This is a genomic window from Streptomyces sp. NBC_00691, assembly GCF_036226665.1.
Classification (GTDB): domain Bacteria; phylum Actinomycetota; class Actinomycetes; order Streptomycetales; family Streptomycetaceae; genus Streptomyces.
The window spans coordinates 1,980,583-1,999,507 of record NZ_CP109007.1; the positions used below are offsets into that span (position 1 = coordinate 1,980,583).

Below are 18,925 nucleotides of genomic sequence, written 5' to 3' on the forward strand. Positions count from 1 at the left end.
TCAGTGACCCATGCCCAATCCGCCGTCAACCGGGATGACGGCTCCAGTGATGTACGAGGCGTCGTCGGAGGCGAGGAACTTGACCGCGGCGGCGATCTCCTCCGGCTGGGCGTAGCGGCCCAGCGGCACCTGGGACACGATGCCCGCGCGCTGCTCGTCGGTGAGCACCGCGGTCATGTCGGTGTCGACGAAACCAGGCGCGACGACGTTGAAGGTGATGTTGCGGGAGCCCAGCTCGCGCGCGAGGGAACGGGCGAAGCCCACCAGGCCGGCCTTGGAGGCGGCGTAGTTGGCCTGGCCCGCGGAGCCCAGCAGGCCGACGACCGACGAGATCAGGACGACGCGGCCCTTCTTGGCTCGCAGCATCCCGCGGTTGGAACGCTTGACGACCCGGAAGGTGCCGGTGAGATTGGTGTCGACGACGGAGGTGAAGTCCTCCTCGGACATGCGCATGAGGAGCTGGTCCTTCGTCACGCCGGCGTTGGCCACGAGGACCTCCACCGGACCGTGCTTCTCCTCGATCTCCTTGTACGCCTGCTCCACCTGCTCGCCGTCGGTGATGTCGCACCTGACGGCCAGGCAGCCGAGTTCGGTGAGAGCCGCCGGCGGCTCGCCGGAGCGGTACGTGATCGCGACCTTGTCGCCGGACTCGGCGAACGCGCGGGCGATGGCGAGGCCGATGCCCCGGTTTCCTCCGGTGACGAGAACCGAGCGGCTCAACGGATCACCCTTTCGATAGCGGTCTGGTAGCCGAAAACCTATCGGTATCGCCCCCGACATGAGGAATCGACCTCCGACAGTGGCGCCCGGGTGTCTATGTCGGGTCCCTACAGCTCAGGTCGCCCGGCGTCGACAATGCGCCGACTCCGCGGGCCGTCCCGTGATTGACTTCCGGGGCAGATCAACGACAGCTCCACCACAGCCTTCCGATCACCGAGAGCGAGGCCGCTCGTGGTCCACCAGATCGACCCTTCGTTCGTCGCGCTGCCCCTGCGGGCGCTCGCCGACGCGGCGCTCGCCCGAGCGCGCGCGCTCGGTGCCGAGCACGCGGACTTCCGCCTGGAACGGGTGCGCAGCGCCTCGTGGCGGCTGCGCGACGCCAAACCGTCCGGCTCCTCGGACACCACGGACCTCGGATACGCGGTGCGGGTCGTGCACGGCGGGGCCTGGGGCTTCGCCTCCGGGGTCGACCTGACCATGGACGCGGCCGCGAAGGTCGCCTCGCAGGCGGTCGCCATGGCGAAGCTGTCCGCCAAGGTGATCGCGGCGGCCGGCTCCGACGAACGCGTGGAGCTCGCGGCGGAGCCGGTGCACGAGGAACGCACCTGGGTCTCCTCGTACGAGATCGACCCCTTCTCCATCCCCGGGGAGGAGAAGAGCGCGCTGCTCGCCGACTGGAGTTCCCGGCTGCTGCGGGCGGAGGGCGTGGCGCATGTGGACGCCTCGCTGCTCACCGTCCACGAGAACAAGTTCTACGCGGACACGGCCGGCACCGTGACCACCCAGCAGCGCGTCCGGCTGCACCCGCAGCTCACGGCGGTCGCCGTCGACGAGACGACCGGTGAGTTCGACTCGATGCGGACGATCGCGCCGCCGGTCGGGCGGGGCTGGGAGTACCTGACGGGCACCGGCTGGGACTGGGACAAGGAGCTGGACGAGATTCCGGCGCTGCTCGCCGAGAAGATGCGGGCGCCGAGCGTCGAGGCGGGCCGGTACGACCTGGTCGTCGACCCGTCGAACCTCTGGCTGACCATCCACGAGTCGATCGGGCACGCCACCGAGCTGGACCGGGCGCTCGGCTACGAGGCGGCGTACGCGGGAACCTCCTTCGCGACCTTCGACCAGCTGGGCAAGCTGGCGTACGGCTCCTCGATCATGAACGTGACGGGTGACCGGACCGCCGAGCACGGTCTCGCGACCGTCGGGTTCGACGACGAGGGCGTCGAGGCGCAGAGCTGGGACCTGGTGAAGGACGGCACGCTCGTCGGCTATCAGCTGGACCGGCGGATCGCGAAGCTCACCGGCCTCGGCCGGTCGAACGGCTGCGCCTTCGCCGACTCCCCCGCGCACGTGCCGGTGCAGCGCATGGCGAACGTCTCGCTCCAGCCGGACCCGGGCGGTCTGTCGACCGAGGACCTGATCGGGGGCGTGGAGCGCGGCATCTACGTGGTCGGCGACCGGTCCTGGTCGATCGACATGCAGCGCTACAACTTCCAGTTCACCGGGCAGCGCTTCTTCCGCATCGAGAACGGGCGGCTGGCCGGCCAGCTGCGGGACGTGGCCTACCAGGCGACGACCACCGACTTCTGGGGCTCGATGGAGCAGGTCGGCGGCCCGCAGACGTACGTCCTCGGCGGCGCCTTCAACTGCGGCAAGGCCCAGCCGGGCCAGGTCGCCGCGGTCTCCCACGGCTGCCCCTCCGCCCTCTTCCGGGGCGTCAACATCCTTAATACGACGCAGGAGGCCGGGCGATGAGCCGCGTCAGCAAGCCGTACGAGATCGTCGAGCGGGCTCTCGAGCTGTCCCGTGCCGACGGATGTGTCGTCATCGCCGACGAGGAGTCCTCGGCCAATCTGCGCTGGGCGGGCAACGCGCTCACCACCAACGGCGTGACCCGCGGCCGTACGCTCACCGTGATCGCGACCGTCGACGGCGCACAGGGCACCGCGTCCGGTGTCGTGTCCCGGTCCGCCGTGACCGTCGACGACCTGGAGCCCCTGGTGCGGGCCGCCGAGGCCGCCGCGCGGGCCGCCGGGCCCGCCGAGGACGCCCAGCCGCCGGTGACGGACGTGTCCTCGTCGCCCGACTTCACGGACGCGCCCGCGGAGACCACCTCCGCCGTGTTCGCCGACTTCGCGCCGGCGCTCGGTGAGGCCTTCGCGCGCGCCCGGGCCGGTGGCCGTGAGCTCTACGGCTTCGCCAACCACGAGCTGACCTCCACCTACCTGGGGACGTCCACGGGCCTGCGGCTCCGTCACGACCAGCCCAACGGCACCCTGGAGCTGAACGCCAAGTCGCCCGACCGCTCGCGCTCCGCCTGGGCCGGACGCTCGACGCGGGACTTCAAGGACGTCGACCCGGCCGCGCTCGACGCCGAGCTGGCGACCCGCCTCGGCTGGGCGGAGCGCCGGATCGAGCTGCCCGCCGGCCGGTACGAGACGCTGCTGCCGCCGACGGCCGTGGCCGACCTGCTGATCTACCAGCTGTGGTCCTCCACGGCCCGGGACGCGGTCGAGGGCCGCACGGTCTTCTCGAAGCCCGGCGGCGGCACCCGGCTCGGCGAGACCCTCTCGCCGCTGCCGCTGACGCTCCGCAGCGACCCGAACGAACCGGGCCTGGAGTCCGCGCCGTTCGTCATCGCCCACTCGTCGGGCGACGACTCCTCGGTCTTCGACAACGGTCTGCCGATCGCGCCGACGGACTGGGTGCGCGACGGGAAGCTGGAGCGCCTGATCACCACCCGGCACACGGCGGAACTCACTGGCCTGCCGGTGGCTCCCGGAGCGGGGAACCTGATCCTGGACGGCGGCGGCGAGCGCTCCCTGGAGGAGATGGTGGCCTCGACGGAGCGCGGTCTGCTCCTCACCTGCCTCTGGTACATCCGCGAGGTCGACCCGGCGACGCTGCTGCTCACCGGGCTGACCCGGGACGGCGTCTACCTCGTCGAGAACGGCGAGGTGGTCGGCGAGGTGAACAACTTCCGGTTCAACGAGTCGCCGGTGGACCTGCTGTCGCGGGCCTCCGAGGCGGGGCGGACGGAGAAGACGCTGCCGCGCGAGTGGAGCGACTGGTTCACCCGGGCCGCGATGCCCGCCCTGCGGATCCCCGACTTCAACATGAGCTCGGTCAGCAAGGGGGTCTGACCCACCTAGACTGGCCTCGGCATCACCGCAATCAATCAAGGAGACGGACGACCGTGACGGACATCGTCGACGAGCTGAAGTGGCGTGGGCTCTTCGCCCAGTCCACTGATGAGGACGCACTGCGCAAGGCTCTCGCGGACGGTCCGGTCACCTTCTATTGCGGTTTCGACCCGACCGCGGCCAGTCTCCACGTCGGCCACCTGGTCCAGGTCCTCACCGTCCGCCGGCTCCAGCGGGCCGGGCACCGGCCGCTGGCGCTGGTCGGCGGGGCCACCGGGCAGATCGGTGACCCGCGGCCGACGGCCGAGCGCACCCTGAACGACCCCGAGACGGTCGCGAACTGGGTGAACCGGCTGCGGACGCAGATCGAGCCGTTCCTCTCCTTCGAGGGGGAGAACGCCGCGGTCATGGTGAACAACCTGGACTGGACCGCCGGCATGTCGGCGATCGAGTTCCTGCGGGACATCGGCAAGCACTTCCGGGTCAACAAGATGCTGACCAAGGACTCCGTCGCCCGGCGCCTGGAGTCCGAGCAGGGCATCAGCTACACCGAGTTCAGCTACCAGCTGCTGCAGGCCATGGACTTCCTGGAGCTGTACCGCCGCTACGGCTGCACGCTCCAGCAGGGCGGTTCGGACCAGTGGGGCAACCTGGTGGCCGGCCTCGACCTGATCCACCGCCTGGAGCCGGGGGTCGAGGCGCACGCGCTCGCGACCCCGCTGATGGTCAAGGCGGACGGCACCAAGTTCGGCAAGACCGAGAGCGGCGCCGTCTGGCTGGACCCGGAGATGACCACGCCGTACGCGTTCTACCAGTTCTGGCTGAACGTGGACGACCGGGACATCTCGACGTACATGCGGATCCTGTCCTTCCGGTCCCGCGAGGAGCTGGAGGAGCTGGAGCGGCAGACCGCCGAGCGTCCGCAGGCCCGCGCCGCGCAGCGCGCGCTGGCCGAGGAGCTGACCGCTCTGGTGCACGGCGCGGACCAGTGCGCGGCCGTCATCAACGCCTCCAAGGCGCTGTTCGGCCAGGGCGACCTGGCCGAGCTGGACGAGGCGACGCTGGCCGCCGCGCTGTCCGAGCTGCCGCACGCGCGGGTGACCGAGCTGGGTCAGGTCGTCGACCTGTTCACCGAGGTCGGTCTCGCCCCGAGCAAGTCGGGAGCACGCCGCACGGTGAAGGAGGGCGGGGCGTACGTGAACAACGTGAAGGTCACCGCCGAGGACGCCGAGGCGTCCGCGGACGAGCTGCTGCACGGCCGCTGGCTGGTGCTGCGGCGCGGCAAGAAGAACCTGGCGGCGATCGAGTTCACCGGCGCGTGATCCCGTAGCGCCCTCGGTACATGGCGGGAGGCCCGGTACGGCACGAGATGTGCCGTTCCGGGCCTCCTTGTTCCCGTGGCGCTAGGCCCGCTGCTTGTTGCCCCTGATCGAGGCCCACAGCATGTCGCCCACCCCCACGACGAGGACGGCGCCGATCAGCTGGAGCAGGTGGCGGGTCCAGTCGATCCCCTTGGTGTCGTTGACTCCCATCCAGGTCGCGACGGCGTTGCCGAGCACGCTGCCGAGAATGCCGAAAACGGTCGTCAGCCAGAGCGGGATCTGCTGCTTCCCGGGCAGGATCGCCTTCGCGATCAGACCCAGGACGAATCCCACGATGATCGCCCACAACCAACTCATCGTCGCCTCCTTGTACGCAACTGCGCCCAGTCTCGGCCCACCGGCCACACGGCGCATGTCGGACAGAGCCATACGTGCCCCGGCCTCGTCGGGGCGCAGGGGCGGGCGTACGGTGGAGAGAGGTCCGGGCCGGGGAGGGTCCGGCGCGACCGGTGGATGGTGGACGGCGATGCCGAAGCGTGGTGAGAGCGAGGTCTTCCGGATCACGGGGGCCCGGCAGGGGCTCGCGGACGACGTCCGGGGGCGCCAGCGGCGCTACGTCATCTCGATGACGGTCAGGACCCTGTCGGTGATCGCGGCCGCGGTGCTGTGGAACGTCGAGCGGCACGTGGCGATCGTGGCGCTCGCCCTGGGCATCCTGCTCCCCTATATCGCGGTGGTCATCGCGAACGCGGGACGCGAGACGGCTCCGTCCCTTCCCTCCACCTTCGTACCGGCTCCGGTGCGGCCCGCGATCGGTGCCGCGGAGGCCTCCGCGGACGGGGACACGGAGCGACCGTACGGCCGGAATTGATCACGGACAGTGGCCGGAAAGCTCAAGAAAAGCTCAGATCAATCATGAAGTTCCAGTGCACCACACCCCATGTGCCGTGACATACTGCCTACGCGCTCCGCATCCCCCGTCGGAGCGACGGACCGATGCCGGGCAGCTCCCCCCGTGGCTGCTCGGCATCGCCCTTGCTGGACAATGATCAGGTGAGCGAAGAGAAGCCGATCTGTTCCGCCAAGGGCTGCCGCGCCGACGCCGTCTGGGTGCTCGCGTGGAACAACCCCAAGCTGCACACGCCCGAGCGCCGCAAGACCTGGCTCGCGTGCGAGGAGCACCGGGAGCACTTGTCCCAGTTCCTGGGCGTACGGGGGTTCCTCAAGGACGTCGTGCCGCTGGCCGACTGGGAGTCCGCCGGGGACTGAGGCCTGCCCGCCCGGCGGTCTCCCCTTGCCGCGAAGGGCCGCGTCCCAGGGAGGTCCGAGGCCCTTCCGCTCAGCCGCCGATCGCCGACATCGGGCGGTCGGGCTGCAGGAACTCCGGGTCGTCGAGGCCGGAGCCGGCCTTCTTGCCCCACATCGCCTTCCGCCAGAGCTCCGCGACCTCCGCGTCGGAGGCGTCCGAGCGGAGCGTGGCCCGCAGATCGGTCTCCTCGGTGGCGAACAGACAGGTCCGCACCTGGCCGTCGGCGGTGAGCCGGGTGCGGTCGCAGGCCCGGCAGAACGGGCGGGTGACGGAGGCGATGACGCCGACCGTGTGCGGTCCGCCGTCGACGACCCAGCGCTCGGCGGGGGCCGAGCCCCGCTCGTCGGCGCCTTCCGGCGTCAGGGTGAAGCGGGTGCGCAGGGACCCCAGGATGTCCCCGGCGGTGATCATGCCGTCGCGCTTCCAGCCGTGCTGGGCGTCCAGCGGCATCTGCTCGATGAAGCGGAGCTCGTAACCCTCCGCGACCGCCCAGGCGAGCAGGTCCGGGGCCTCGTCGGCGTTGAGTCCGGGCATCAGGACGGCGTTGACCTTGACCGGGGTGAGGCCGGCGTCGCGGGCGGCGGCCATGCCGTCGAGGACGTCCTGGTGCCGGTCGCGCCGGGTGAGGGTCTTGAAGACCTCGGGGCGCAGGGTGTCCAGGGAGACGTTGACGCGGTCGAGACCGGCGGCCTTCAGAGCGGCGGCCGTGCGCTTCAGCCCGATGCCGTTGGTGGTGAGGGACATCCGGGGGCGCGGCTCCAGGGCCGCGCAGCGCTCGACGATGCCGACGAGACCGGGGCGGAGCAGGGGTTCGCCGCCGGTGAAGCGCACCTCGGTGACGCCGAGGTCGGTGACGGCGATGCGGATCAGCCGGACGATCTCGTCGTCGGTGAGCAGATCCGGCTTCGCGAGCCACTGGAGACCCTCTTCCGGCATGCAGTACGTGCAGCGGAGATTGCAGCGGTCGGTGAGCGATACGCGCAGGTCGGTGGCCACCCGGCCATAGGTGTCGATGAGCACTGTGGGCCCCCTCCCCGTCGTTGTGGTTGCTTGTGGTTCGAGCCTACGTGAGCCGACGGCCCACGAGCAGGGCAGATTGTCACGAGGACCGACGCGGCCGCGTCGTAGAACTCTACGACGCGGCCGCCCGGAGGTCGCGGACCGTATACGGCCGACTCCGCTCCGGTCAGTGCTTGACCGCGGCGGCGACCCCGACGCCGGTGAGGGACTTGACCTCCAGCTCCGCGTACTTGCCGGCGTCCGGCTCCTCCTTGGAGAAGAGCGAGCCGAGCCAGCCGAGGAGGAAGCCCAGCGGGATCGAGACGAGGCCGGGGTTCTCCAGCGGGAACCAGTGGAAGTCCACGCCCTTGAACATCGAGGCCGGGCCGCCGGAGACGACCGGGGAGAAGAGGACGAGCACGACGGAGGAGATCAGTCCGCCGTAGATCGACCAGAGGGCGCCCTGGGTGGTGAACCGCTTCCAGAACAGCGAGTACAGGATCGTCGGCAGGTTGGCCGAGGCGGCGACCGCGAAGGCGAGGGCGACAAGACCGGCGACGTTGAGGTCGCGGGCGAGGGCGCCGAGCGCGATCGAGACGATGCCGATGAGGACGGTGGACCAGCGGGCGGCCCGCATCTCCTCCTTCTCGGTGGCCTTCCCGCGCTTGATCACGTTCGCGTAGATGTCGTGCGCGAAGGACGAGGACGAGGCCAGGGTCAGACCGGCGACGACGGCGAGGATGGTGGCGAAGGCGACGGCCGAGATCACGGCGAGCAGGATCGCGCCGCCGGTGGAGCCCGCGCCGCCGCCGACCTCCAGGGCGGTGAGCGGGGCCGCCGTGTTGCCGGCCTTGTTGGACGCCTTGATGGTGTCGCCGCTGAGCAGGGCGGCGGCGCCGAAGCCGAGGACGATCGTCATCAGGTAGAAGCCGCCGATGATGCCGATGGCCCAGTTGACCGACTTACGCGCGGCCTTGGCGGTCGGCACCGTGTAGAAGCGGATCAGGATGTGCGGCAGACCCGCGGTGCCGAGGACGAGGGCGATGCCGAGGGAGAGGAAGTCCAGCTTCGAGAGGGCGCTCACGCCGTACTTGAGGCCGGGCTCCAGGAAGGCGTCGCCCTTGCCGCTGTTGGTGGCGGCGGCGCCGAGCAGCTGCGAGAGGTTGAAGTCGAACTTCAGCAGGATGAGGAAGGTGATGAGGAGGGTGCCCGCGATGAGCAGGACGGCCTTGACCATCTGCACCCAGGTGGTGCCCTTCATGCCGCCGATCGTCACGTAGACGATCATCAGGACGCCGACGAGGGCGACGATCGCGACCTTGCCGCCGTCGCTGGTGATGCCGAGCAACAGCGAGACGAGCACGCCCGCGCCGGCCATCTGGGCGAGCAGGTAGAAGATCGACACGACGATGGTGGAGGTGCCGGCGGCGGTGCGGACGGGCCGCTGGCGCATCCGGTAGGCGAGGACGTCGCCCATAGTGAACCGGCCGGAGTTGCGCAGCGGCTCGGCGACCAGGAGCAGGGCGACGAGCCAGGCGACCAGGAAGCCGATCGAGTACAGGAAGCCGTCGTAGCCGTAGAGGGCGATGGCGCCGCTGATGCCGAGGAAGGACGCGGCGGACATGTAGTCGCCGGAGATCGCGAGGCCGTTCTGGAAGCCGGTGAACTGGCCGCCGCCGGCGTAGAAGTCGGCGGCGCTGCGGGTCTGGCGGCCGGCCCAGACGGTGATGACCAGGGTCGCGACGACGAAGGCGCCGAAGAGGGCGATGATCAGCGGTCGGTGCTCGCTGGTGGCGTTGCCCGCCGCCAGCAGGACGGGGGTGCTCATGCGTCGCCCTCCATGCGCTCTCTGATGGCGTCGGACTGGGGGTCGAGCCGGTTCGCCGCGTGCCGCGAGTAGAGCCAGGCGATGAGGAAGGTGGTGGCGAACTGGCCGAGGCCGAGGACGAGGGCCACGTTGATGTTGCCGAAGACCTTGGTCCCCATGAAGCCGCCCGCGTAGTTGGAGAGCAGCACGTACAGCAGGTACCAGGCGATGAAGGCCAGGGTGAGCGGGAAGGCGAAGGAGCGGTACGTACGGCGCAGTTCGCCGAACTCCGGGCCCTGCTGCACCTCGACGAACTGTTCCGTGGTGGGCTGGGCGGGACCGGCGGCGGTCTCCGTCCCGTCTCTGGGCGGCGGCGGTGCTTCGGTAGCCACGGAATCTCCTCGTGACGCGGGGGCGGACGGCATGGTCAAGGGGGCCTCACCGGGGGTGCGGAAGCGGGGCTCCGGCTGGAGCCCCTCCCCTGACCAACGGCACGGAGCGGAACGGGAAGTGGTTCACCCAGGAGATTTCTTCGGTCAGATCTTCATGAAGTCTTCTCAACTCATTGATGGGCATGGAAGATCAGCGATAGCTTCACTCGTCATGCACCTGCCTGCGCGTAAACCCGCGCGCGGGCAGTACATACGGATGATGTGGAGAACCCATGGCTCATCTGGGATCGAGGCGCGGCCGAGCTCTCGCTCTGCCTGTTGGTCTCGCGCTCACGGCCTCGCTCGGCTTCCTTCCCTCCGGCGCTGCCTCCGCCGCGGAACTGAGCGACGCACCGGCGACCGCCACCGTGGCGACGAACGGGCCGAAGCTGTCGTACGTCGTCAACGTCGGCGCGGGCCGCTGGACCGCCGCCTCGGTGAAGAAGTCGATCGCCCGCGCCGGTGGCGAGGTGGTCATCTCGTACGACCAGATAGGCGTGATAGTCGTCCACTCGCAGAACCCCGAGTTCGCGAAGACGATCCGCAAGGCCTACGGCGTGGTGTCGGCCGGTTCGACCCGTACCGCCCCGCTCACCGTGCAGACCGACAACTCCGTCGGTGGCGGCACGCAGGCGCTGTCCGAGGCCGAGGCCAAGGCCGCCGCCGCCCGTGCGACGGACGAGCAGGACGCCCTTGAGCCCCTGCAGTGGGACCTCCCGGCGATCAAGGCCGACAAGGCGCACAAGCGGACCCTCGGCAGCAAGCGGGTCACCGTCGGTGTCATCGACACGGGTGTCGACGACACCCACCCCGACCTGGCGCCGAACTTCAACGCCAAGGCCTCCGCGAACTGCGTCTCCGGCAAGCCGGACACCACTCCCGGCTCGTGGCGTCCGAACCCGGGCGAGAGCGACCACGGCACCCACGTCGCCGGTACGATCGCCGCCGCCAAGAACGGCATCGGCATCACCGGTGTCGCGCCGGGCGTGAAGGTCTCCGGCATCAAGGTGTCGACCCCGGACGGCTTCTTCTACACGGAGGCCGTGGTCTGCGGCTTCGTGTGGGCGGCCGAGCACGGTGTCGACATCACGAACAACAGCTACTACACCGACCCGTGGATGTTCGCGTGCAAGAACGACGCGGACCAGAAGGCCCTCATCGAGGCGGTCACCCGCGCGACCCGCTACGCGGAGCACAAGGGAACGGTCAACGTCGCGGCGGCCGGCAACTCGAAGTTCGACCTGGCGGCCGACTCGATCGTCGACAACAGCAGCCCGAACGACACCACCCCCGGCGACCGGGTCATCGACCCGAAGAAGTGCGTCGACTACCCGGCCATGCTGCCGGGTGTCGTCACGGTCTCCGCGACCGGCGCCAAGAACCTGAAGGCCTCGTACTCCAACTACGGTCTCGGTGTCATCGACATCGCCGCCCCCGGTGGCGACCGCACCGCTTACCAGACGCCCGAGGCCCCCGCGGTCAACGGCCTCATCCTGTCGACCACGGTCAACGGGGGCTACAACTACAAGGGCGGCACGTCGATGGCGTCGCCGCACGCGGCGGGTGTCCTGGCGCTCATCAAGTCGACGCACCCCCACGCGAGCCCGGCGGCGCTCAAGGCGATGCTGTACGCGCAGGCCGACAAGTTCGCCTGCACCAACCCGTACGACATCGAGGGCGACGGCGTGATCGACGCCGTCTGCGAGGGTGGCAAGAACAAGAACGGCTTCTACGGGGCCGGTCTGATCGACGCGCTGGACGCTGTCCGCCGCTAGTCGGTCCGTGAGTGAGCGAGGGCCTCGGTGTGGTGAGCCACACCGGGGCCCTTCGCATGGCACCGAGTGCCATAGTGCGGTCCATGGACACCACGGTGCGTACCGGTACGGAGTTGTTGTGGTCGGCCCTCGGCGGGGATCCCGCCCTGGTGGACCGGGTGGAGTACGGCGGGCCGGCGGGGCTGCTGGCCGCGCGGCTTCCGGTGATGGAGCTGGCGCGGGCGACGGTCGCGGTCTGCTCGCTCGCGGCGGTGGAGCACGCGGGACTTCCCGGTGCGGTACGGGTCGACGACGGGGCCGTCGCCACCGCGTTCGTGAGCGAGCGTCATCTGCGGGTCGACGGGCGGGCGCCGGTGAGCTTCGCGCCGCTCTCGCGGTTCTGGCGGGCGGCCGACGGCTGGGTCCGTACCCACGCCAACTATCCGCACCACAAGGCGGCGTTGCTCAGCGCCCTCGACGTACGGGACGACTCGGTGGAGGCCGTCGCCGCCGCCGTCGGCGGCCGGAGGGCGATCGAGGTCGAGACGGCCGTGTACGCGGCCGGAGGGCTGGCCGTCGCCCTGCGGACGCCCGCGGAGTGGGCGGCGCACGAGCAGGGCCGGGAGGTGGCCGCCAGGCCGCCGCTGACCCGGGAGCGGCTCGACGAGGCGCCGCCCCGGCGCCGCGACGGCGGCCCGCTGCGGGTCCTCGACCTGACCCGGGTGATCGCCGGGCCGGTCGCGACCAGGACGCTCGCGCTGCTCGGCGCGGACGTGCTGCGGATCGACCCGCCGGGCCGTCCCGAACTGCCGGACCAGCACGCGGACACGGACATCGGCAAGCGGACCGCCGCGCTCGATCTGGACCGCCCCTCGGACCGCCGTACCTTCGGGGAGCTCCTGGCCGCGGCCGATGTGCTGGTCACGGGCTACCGGCCGGGCGCGCTCGACCGCTTCGACCTGCACCGCCCGGGGCTCGTCACCGCGCGGCTCTCGGCCTGGGGCGACTACGGGCCCTGGGCCGGGCGGCGTGGTTTCGACAGCCTGGTCCAGGTGGCGACCGGGATCGCGGCCACCGAGGGCACGGCGGAGCAGCCGGGCGCGCTGCCGGCGCAGGCCCTGGACCACGGGAGCGGCTTTCTGCTCGCGGCGGCGGTCCTGCGGTCGCTGACCGAGCAGGACCGGGACGGCGGCACGCGGCTCGTCCGGCTCGCCCTCGCCCAGACGGGGCACTGGCTGACACACGGGCTGCCGGGGTACGAGCCCGAGCGGTACCTCGCCGCGTCGGAGGGCCCGCTCGGGCGGCTGCGGCACGCGCTGTCGCCCGTCGCGTACGAGGGCGGCCCGACGGGCTGGACGCGCCCGCCCGGCATCGCGGGCGCCGACGCCCCGGTCTGGACGACGGACGCGTCCGGGGCGCCTGCGGCCCCGTCCCGGCCTACGGCTTGACGAGGACCTTGAGCGCGGTGCGCTCGTCCATCGCCCGGTAGCCGCCGGGGACGCCGTCGAGGTCGACGGTCAGGTCGAAGACCGGCGACGGGTCGATGGTGCCGTTAAGGACGTCCGGGAGCAGCTCCGGGATGTACGCGCGCACGGGGGCGACGCCGCCGCGCAGCGCGATGTTCCGGTCGAACATGACGGACAGGTCGAGTCCGGTGCCGCTGCCGTGCGGGACGCCGACGTAGCCGATCGAGCCGCCGTCGCGGGCGATGGCGACGGCGGTCCGCATGGACTGCTCGGTGCCGACGGCCTCGATGACGGCGTGGGCGCCCTGGCCGCCGGTGAGCTCGCGGACGGCGGCCTCGGCGGCCTCGCCGCGCTCGGCGACCACGTCGGTGGCACCGAAGAGGCGGGCGATGTCGGTACGGGCGGTGTGCCGGCCGAGCGCGATGATCCGCTCGGCGCCGAGGCGCTTGGCGGCGAGGACCCCGCAGAGGCCGACGGCGCCGTCGCCGACCACGGCGACCGTGGAGCCCTTGCGGACGCCGGCGCCCAGGGCGGCGTGGTGGCCGGTGCCCAGGACGTCGGAGAGCGCGAGGAGCGCGGTCAGCAGGCGGTCGTCCGAGGCCGCGTCGGCGGGGAGCTTGACGAGGGTGCCGTCGGCGAAGGGGACACGGACGGCCTCGCCCTGGCCGCCGTCGGAGCCGACCGAGCCCCAGAACCCGCCGCTCGGGCAGGAGGTCTGGAGGCCCTCGACGCAGTGGTCGCAGGTGCCGTCGGACCAGACGAAGGGGGCGACGACGAGGTCTCCGGCGGTGAAGCCGGTGACGTCGGAGCCCGCGGCCTCGACGATGCCGAGGAACTCGTGGCCGATGCGCTGGCCGGGCTGCCGGGCGGACTCGCCGCGGTAGGCCCACAGGTCGCTGCCGCAGACGCAGGCGCGCAGGACGCGGACGACGACGTCGGTGGGATCCTGCACCACCGGGTCGGGCACGTCCTCCACGCGCATGTCGAACGGGGCGTGGATGGTGGTGGCGCGCATGAGGGGCGGTCCTTGCTTTCAGACGGTTGTACGACGTTCACCGTACATCGCGCGGAGCGCTCCCGCCGTCAGCAGGTACTGCGCCGCGATGTAGGTCAGCATGACCCAGAAGTCGGACGCGGGCAGCCGGGGCCACTCGGCGACGCCGGTGGCGATCAGGGTGTCGGACAGCAGGAAGAGGGCGCCGCCCAGCCCTGCGAGGAGACCGAGCGAGCTCGCGCGGTACGCCATGGCGGTCAGCAGCAGGGAGTAGGCGGCGACCGGGACGCGGAGGCCGGCGGGGAGGTCGGGCCAGAGGAGCAGGACGGTGCCGACGAGGGCGGCCGCGTACAGGGCGCCGAGCGCGGGGGACGTACGCCGGCGGCCGAAGAGGACCAGGTAGCAGACATGGCCGGCGGCGAAGGAGCCCATGCCGAGGAGGAAGGCCCCGTCGGCGTCGGAGAGCAGGAAGAGATCGCCGGCCCAGCCGAGGAGCAGCGCGGCGGTCAGCGGCCCGGGGGCGCCCCGGGTGACGGCGTACGCGGCGAGCAGGGGCATCAGGAGCGGCTTGGCGATCTGGTGGCCCAGCTCGGCGCCGGCGAGCAGGGAGAGCAGGTCGAGGGCGGCCGCGAGCCCGAAGGCGGCGAGGAGTGCGCGGGACAGCCCGGGCGGGGCGGCCTTCACGCGGCGGCCTCGGGCGCGACGGGGCCGGGCTGCCGGGTGTCCGCGGGTCCGGGTGCGGGTGCCGGCGCTGATGCCGAGGCGGGTGCGGGTGCCGGTGCGGACGCGGGCTGCCAGCCCGGGCCGCGGAAGACCCGGCCGGCCCGCTCGCGCCAGCCGTGGGCGGCGCGGAGGTCGCGGGCGATGGCCGTGTACTCGTGGGTGGCGACGCGCAGCGGGTTGTAGGTCTCGATGTTCTTGGTGAGGCCGTAGACGGGCCGCTCGGTCTCGCCGACCCAGGAGCCGAACATCCGGTCCCAGAGGATGAGGATCCCCCCGAAGTTCCGGTCCAGGTAGCCGCCCTGCGAGGCGTGGTGGACGCGGTGGTGGGAGGGGGTGTTGAGAACGTACTCGAAGGGCCGGGGCAGCTTGTCGATCCGCTCGGTGTGGATCCAGAACTGGTAGACGAGGTTCACCGAGGAGCAGAAGGCGAGCGCGGCCGGGTGGACGCCGAGCGCGATCATCGGCAGGTAGAACGGCCAGGAGGTGAAACCGGTCCAGGGCTGACGCAGGGCGGTGGAGAGGTTGAACCCGCGGCTGCTGTGGTGCACGACGTGGCTGGCCCACAGGAGCCGGATGACGTGGTGCCCGCGGTGCTGCCAGTAGTAGAAGAAGTCCTGGGCGAGCAGCATCAGCGGGATCGTCCACCAGAGGACGGGAACGCGGAGCGGCGTGAGCTCGTGGACGGCGGCGTAGACCGCGACGATCGGAATCTTCCACACGAGGTCGACGAAGAGGCTCCCGAGCCCCATGCCGATGCTGGTGGCGGCGTCCTTGGCCTCGTACCCGACGGCGTCGTCGTCGGGGCGGAGGCGGTAGCTGACCATCTCGACGACGGTGAGCAGGACGAAGGCCGGTATGGACCAGAGCACGACATCGGGCAGGTTCGGCATGCCGATGACGGTAGGGGCGGGGGCCGGGGTCCGGATAGACGTGATTACCGACAAGTATGGGAGACGACTTGTCAGCAGCCGTTGGCACCTTCCGACAGGACCTAGACGCCCGTCGCTCCCAGCAACGAGCCCGCGCCGTAGGTGACCGCCATCGCCAGGGCGCCGCCCGCCACGTTGCGGAGGATCGCGCGGCCCGCGGGTGCCTCGCCCAGGCGGGCGCTCCACCAGCCGGTGAGGGCCAGGGCCGCGAGGACGGAGACGACCGTGACCCAGAGGCGGGCCGAGGCCGGGGGAAGGACGATCGCGAGGAGCGGGAGCAGGGCGCCGACGGTGAAGGCGAGGAAGCTCGCGGCCGCGGCGTGCCAGGGGATCGTGAGCCGGTCCGGGTCGATGCCCAGCTCCACGCGCGCGTGGGCGCGCAGGGCGTCGCGGGCGGTGAGCTGCTCGGCGGCCTCGCGGGCCACGTCGGAGGAGAGGCCGCGGGCGGCCAGGAGGCCGGTGAGTTCGGCGAGCTCGGCCTCCGGGTCCTCGCGCAGTTCCCGTCTCTCCTGGGCGAGGGCGGCCTTCTCGGAGTCGCGCTGGGTGGAGACCGAGACGTACTCCCCCGCCGCCATCGACATCGATCCGGCCAGGAGTCCCGCGAGGCCCGCGGTGAGCAGGGCGGCCTGGGACTCGGTGGCGCCGGCGACGCCGACGACGAGGCCCGCGGTGGAGACGACTCCGTCGTTGGCTCCGAGCACGGCCGCCCGGAGCCAGTTGAGACGGGAGCCGAGGCCTCCGCCGTGGGCCTCGTGCGCGGGGGTGTCGGTCTCCTCGGTTGCGTCGGTCACGTCAGGAGCGTCGCACCCGGCGGGTCACCAGACGCGGACCGACCCGCCCGGGGCGAAGGCCGGGCTGGTGGCGCCGGCGGGGACCTCCTTCAGGGGTTCGGCGATCTCCTCGACGCGCGGGCCGTGCACGGCGGCGAGGGGGTCGAGCAGCCGGAGGTCGAAGCCGTAGACGCGGGCCGCGTTGCCGCCGACCATCGCCGCGACCTCGTCCGCCGACAGTCCCGCGTAGGCGATCCGGAGACCTTCGCGGGAGTACGGGGTGGTGCCCTCGTCATGGGGGTAGTCGCTGCCCCACATGATCTTGTCGAGGCCGATCCGGTCGCGCAGCGGCACCTCGTGGGGGCGCATGAAGCTCGCGCCGACGAAGCAGTTGTCGCGCCACACGGTGCTGGGGCCCTTGCCCATGGCCTCGGCGAGGCCCGCGCCGAACTTCGACTCCGCCGTGGAGGCCTTCGTCGCCGCCGCCACCAGGCGGCCGTGGTAGTAGTCCAGCATGTCGAGCACGCCCGGGATCCAGCCCGAGCCCTGCTCGGTCAGGACCAGCTTGAGCCCGGGGTGGCGCCGGAAGGCGCCGCCGAAGACCAGGTGCCACAGCGCCCGGTGGGAGAACCAGGTCGTCTCCACCATGAAGACCGCGCGCGCGGCCGGTTCGTCGCCCAGCGGCGGGGACGCGGAGCCGCCGTGGTGGTTGACGGGGACGTCCAGCTCGGCGCAGACCGCCCAGATCGGGTCGTACGCCTCCGAGTACAGCTCGGGCACCGGCGAGCCGGGCGGCACGCCGGGCAGCAGGATGCCGCCGGTGAGTCCCGCCTCGCGGACGCGGCGGATCTCGGCGACCGCCGCGTCGACGTCGTTGAGGAGGATCTGCGCCACGCCGGCCCTGCGCCCCGGCGCGGCCGCGCAGAAGTCGGCCAGCCACCGGTTGTGCGCCTGGAGTCCGGCCCAGCGCAGCTCGTACTCGGCCGGGCCGGGCGGCTGGGCCATCAGGGAGGCCTTGGGGAAGAACGGCGGGACGGTGTTGGGGAAGACGACCTCGGCGACGATGCCGTCCGCCTCCAGCTCGCGCAGCCGGCGGTCGGAGTTCCAGTTGCGGTCGGCGGTGTCGGCGAGCAGGTCCTCGTACGGGTTGACGTAGGAGGCCGCCCAGGCGTCGAAGGCCTCGTGGTGCCGCCGCTCCAGGTACGGCTTGTAGTCGAGGAGGTCGGCGCCCGCGTGGCAGTCCGCCGAGATGACGGTGTAGCGGTCCATCAGCTCACCCCCAGGACGGGGAAGTCGTGGTCCGTCAGCCAGTGCCGGCCGACCTCGCGCGAGCGGGCCCAGGAGGCCTCCACGGCCGTCTGGTCGGCGGGCTGGCCGAGGTCCGCGGGGGTCGGGCCGATGCGGCGGGCGATCGGATCCAGCTTCTGGACGTCGAATCCGAAGACCTCGGCCGCCGCGAGGCCCAGCATCCGGCGGGTCTCCGGCACCGGGATGTCGTGGAAGGTCTTCCGGAGCCACGCGCGCGTGTCCGGCCAGGTTCCCTCCGGGTGCGGGAAGTCCGAGCCCCACAGGATGTTGTCGACGCCGATCTCGTACCGCTGGGCGAGTTCGCGCCGCTTGGTGTTGGTGGCGCAGATGAAGACCTGCCGGTCCAGGTACTCGCTCGGGGGCCGTCTCAGCTCCGCGAACGGGGACAGCTTCTTGCCGCCGTGCGCGCCGAGGTAGAGCCGGTCCATGAACCAGAGCAGGTTCGGCAGCCACCAGCAGCCGGACTCGGCGACCCCGAACCGAAGCCCGGGGTGCCGCTCGAAGACGCCCGACCAGAGCAGGAACCACAGCGGCCTGGCCGGCCACCAGGTGACCTCGGAGACGTAGATGCCGAGGTGGTCGCCGTACTCCTCGCGCGGCGCCGCCCCCGAGTGCGTGACCAGCGGCATCCCCGTCTCGGCGGCGGCCGCCCAGACCGGGTCGTAGCGCCGGTCGTGGTACGGCTCCTTGTCCACCCACATGGAGGGGATCATGAGCGCCCCGAGCCCGGACTCCTTGGCGCGGTGGATCTCGGCGACGACCTTGGCGGGCTCGGCCGTGATCGGCAGCAGCGCCACCCCGCAGTGCCGCTCGGGATTCTGTCCGACGAACTCGGCGAGCCAGCGGTTGTGCGCCTGCGCGCCCGCCATGCCGAGCTCCGGGTCCTGGTCGCCGGAGAGGCCGAGGCCGACGCCGAAGGGCGCGGCGGTCTGGCTGTCGACGGCGTCCGCGTCGGGGAAGACGACCTCGGCGGCCACCCCGTCGCCGTCGAGTTCCTTGAGGCGCTGCCCGGCGTCCCAGCCGCCGCGCAGCCCTTCCTCGTTGTCGCTGAACCACTTGTTCGCGAAGGCCTCGTTGCGGACCCCGAGCCGCGTCATGGCCTCCCGGCGGGCCTCGCGTCCGGCGAGGAAGTCGTCGAACGCGCCGTGGAAGCGGGAGTCGAGGTAGAGCCGGTACCTCTCGGTGGGCAGCCCGGCGTGGCAGTCGGAGGAGATGATCAGATACGGGTCGTTCGGATCGGCCATCGGGGC

18 protein-coding genes are annotated in these 18,925 nt (G+C 71.5%); 7 read left to right on the forward strand and 11 right to left on the reverse strand.

The window, feature by feature from the left end; genetic code table 11:
• Positions 1-720: a 3-oxoacyl-[acyl-carrier-protein] reductase gene (gene fabG, locus OG392_RS08880; protein ID WP_187624109.1), complete on the reverse strand. Its 720-nt coding sequence runs from the start codon at positions 718-720 to the stop codon at positions 1-3.
• A 231-nt stretch (positions 721-951) separates the two neighbouring features.
• Here fabG and OG392_RS08885 point away from each other — a divergent pair, with 231 nt between their 5' ends.
• The 3 genes from OG392_RS08885 to tyrS are packed head-to-tail and all read left to right on the forward strand — an operon-like array spanning position 952 to position 5,185.
• Positions 952-2,475, forward strand: coding sequence for a TldD/PmbA family protein (locus OG392_RS08885; protein ID WP_329277340.1), 1,524 nt, complete (start codon positions 952-954; stop codon positions 2,473-2,475).
• Positions 2,472-3,863 carry a metallopeptidase TldD-related protein gene (locus OG392_RS08890; RefSeq protein ID WP_329277342.1) on the forward strand — a complete coding sequence of 464 codons (1,392 nt, stop codon included), beginning with the start codon at positions 2,472-2,474 and terminating at the stop codon, positions 3,861-3,863. Before OG392_RS08885 ends, OG392_RS08890 begins: the two co-directional genes overlap by 4 nt.
• 53 nt (positions 3,864-3,916) lie before the next feature.
• The gene (tyrS, locus tag OG392_RS08895; RefSeq protein WP_329277344.1) at positions 3,917-5,185 is read left to right on the forward strand and encodes a tyrosine--tRNA ligase; all 1,269 of its coding nucleotides are present in this window, start codon (positions 3,917-3,919) and stop codon (positions 5,183-5,185) included.
• An 81-nt stretch (positions 5,186-5,266) separates the two neighbouring features.
• Here the strand turns inward: tyrS and OG392_RS08900 are convergent, their stop codons facing one another.
• On the reverse strand, positions 5,267-5,542 hold the full coding sequence (locus OG392_RS08900; protein WP_329277346.1) for a GlsB/YeaQ/YmgE family stress response membrane protein: 276 nt from the start codon (positions 5,540-5,542) through the stop codon (positions 5,267-5,269).
• 169 nt (positions 5,543-5,711) lie between these two features.
• Here OG392_RS08900 and OG392_RS08905 point away from each other — a divergent pair, with 169 nt between their 5' ends.
• Entirely contained in the window at positions 5,712-6,056 is a 345-nt protein-coding gene (locus OG392_RS08905; RefSeq protein ID WP_329277348.1) for a DUF3099 domain-containing protein, read from the forward strand.
• Between the two features lie 182 nt (positions 6,057-6,238).
• Positions 6,239-6,454 (forward strand): hypothetical protein, encoded by a 216-nt coding sequence (locus tag OG392_RS08910; RefSeq protein ID WP_329277350.1) that lies wholly within the window; start codon positions 6,239-6,241, stop codon positions 6,452-6,454.
• Between the two features lie 70 nt (positions 6,455-6,524).
• On the opposite strand, the gene moaA is transcribed toward OG392_RS08910, so the two are convergent.
• The 3 genes from moaA to OG392_RS08925 form a co-directional block, all read right to left on the reverse strand.
• Positions 6,525-7,514 carry a GTP 3',8-cyclase MoaA gene (moaA, locus tag OG392_RS08915; protein WP_329277352.1) on the reverse strand — a complete coding sequence of 330 codons (990 nt, stop codon included), beginning with the start codon at positions 7,512-7,514 and terminating at the stop codon, positions 6,525-6,527.
• Between the two features lie 166 nt (positions 7,515-7,680).
• Entirely contained in the window at positions 7,681-9,321 is a 1,641-nt protein-coding gene (locus OG392_RS08920) for a solute symporter family protein (RefSeq protein ID WP_329277354.1), read from the reverse strand.
• Complete coding sequence (locus tag OG392_RS08925; RefSeq protein ID WP_329277356.1) at positions 9,318-9,692, reverse strand: DUF485 domain-containing protein; 375 nt, start codon at positions 9,690-9,692, stop codon at positions 9,318-9,320. The genes OG392_RS08920 and OG392_RS08925 overlap by 4 nt, the downstream gene beginning before the upstream one ends.
• A gap of 272 nt (positions 9,693-9,964) precedes the next feature.
• Between OG392_RS08925 and OG392_RS08930 the strand changes: the two genes are divergently transcribed.
• Together OG392_RS08930 and OG392_RS08935 are read left to right on the forward strand one after the other, a co-directional pair.
• Positions 9,965-11,506, forward strand: coding sequence for a S8 family peptidase (locus OG392_RS08930; RefSeq protein ID WP_329277358.1), 1,542 nt, complete (start codon positions 9,965-9,967; stop codon positions 11,504-11,506).
• Between the two features lie 83 nt (positions 11,507-11,589).
• Positions 11,590-12,933, forward strand: coding sequence for a CoA transferase (locus OG392_RS08935; protein WP_329277360.1), 1,344 nt, complete (start codon positions 11,590-11,592; stop codon positions 12,931-12,933).
• Here the strand turns inward: OG392_RS08935 and OG392_RS08940 are convergent.
• From OG392_RS08940 to OG392_RS08965, 6 genes are all read right to left on the reverse strand, one after another.
• Positions 12,923-13,966: a zinc-dependent alcohol dehydrogenase family protein gene (locus OG392_RS08940; RefSeq protein WP_329277362.1), complete on the reverse strand. Its 1,044-nt coding sequence runs from the start codon at positions 13,964-13,966 to the stop codon at positions 12,923-12,925. The genes OG392_RS08935 and OG392_RS08940 overlap by 11 nt on opposite strands.
• Positions 13,967-13,984: 18 nt before the next feature.
• Positions 13,985-14,629 carry a lysoplasmalogenase gene (locus OG392_RS08945; protein WP_329277364.1) on the reverse strand — a complete coding sequence of 215 codons (645 nt, stop codon included), beginning with the start codon at positions 14,627-14,629 and terminating at the stop codon, positions 13,985-13,987.
• Positions 14,626-15,558: a sterol desaturase family protein gene (locus OG392_RS08950; protein WP_329277366.1), complete on the reverse strand. Its 933-nt coding sequence runs from the start codon at positions 15,556-15,558 to the stop codon at positions 14,626-14,628. Before OG392_RS08950 ends, OG392_RS08945 begins: the two co-directional genes overlap by 4 nt.
• 101 nt (positions 15,559-15,659) lie before the next feature.
• Complete coding sequence (locus tag OG392_RS08955) at positions 15,660-16,388, reverse strand: VIT1/CCC1 transporter family protein (protein WP_329277368.1); 729 nt, start codon at positions 16,386-16,388, stop codon at positions 15,660-15,662.
• A gap of 24 nt (positions 16,389-16,412) precedes the next feature.
• Entirely contained in the window at positions 16,413-17,636 is a 1,224-nt protein-coding gene (locus OG392_RS08960; RefSeq protein WP_329277370.1) for an amidohydrolase family protein, read from the reverse strand.
• The gene (locus OG392_RS08965; RefSeq protein ID WP_329277372.1) at positions 17,636-18,919 is read right to left on the reverse strand and encodes an amidohydrolase family protein; all 1,284 of its coding nucleotides are present in this window, start codon (positions 18,917-18,919) and stop codon (positions 17,636-17,638) included. Before OG392_RS08965 ends, OG392_RS08960 begins: the two co-directional genes overlap by 1 nt.
• Positions 18,920-18,925 lie beyond the last annotated feature (6 nt).

Bases quoted from the DNA above. Each gene is read 5' to 3' on its own strand.
- OG392_RS08890 (WP_329277342.1), top strand. From the start codon at position 2,472: ATGAGCCGCGTCAGCAAGCCGTACGAGATCGTCGAGCGGGCTCTCGAG.
- OG392_RS08900 (WP_329277346.1), bottom strand. From the start codon at position 5,542: ATGAGTTGGTTGTGGGCGATCATCGTGGGATTCGTCCTGGGTCTGATC.
- OG392_RS08905 (WP_329277348.1), top strand. From the start codon at position 5,712: ATGCCGAAGCGTGGTGAGAGCGAGGTCTTCCGGATCACGGGGGCCCGG.
- OG392_RS08920 (WP_329277354.1), bottom strand. From the start codon at position 9,321: ATGAGCACCCCCGTCCTGCTGGCGGCGGGCAACGCCACCAGCGAGCAC.
- OG392_RS08930 (WP_329277358.1), top strand. From the start codon at position 9,965: ATGGCTCATCTGGGATCGAGGCGCGGCCGAGCTCTCGCTCTGCCTGTT.
- OG392_RS08935 (WP_329277360.1), top strand. From the start codon at position 11,590: ATGGACACCACGGTGCGTACCGGTACGGAGTTGTTGTGGTCGGCCCTC.
- OG392_RS08940 (WP_329277362.1), bottom strand. From the start codon at position 13,966: ATGCGCGCCACCACCATCCACGCCCCGTTCGACATGCGCGTGGAGGAC.
- OG392_RS08950 (WP_329277366.1), bottom strand. From the start codon at position 15,558: ATGCCGAACCTGCCCGATGTCGTGCTCTGGTCCATACCGGCCTTCGTC.
- OG392_RS08960 (WP_329277370.1), bottom strand. From the start codon at position 17,636: ATGGACCGCTACACCGTCATCTCGGCGGACTGCCACGCGGGCGCCGAC.
- OG392_RS08965 (WP_329277372.1), bottom strand. From the start codon at position 18,919: ATGGCCGATCCGAACGACCCGTATCTGATCATCTCCTCCGACTGCCAC.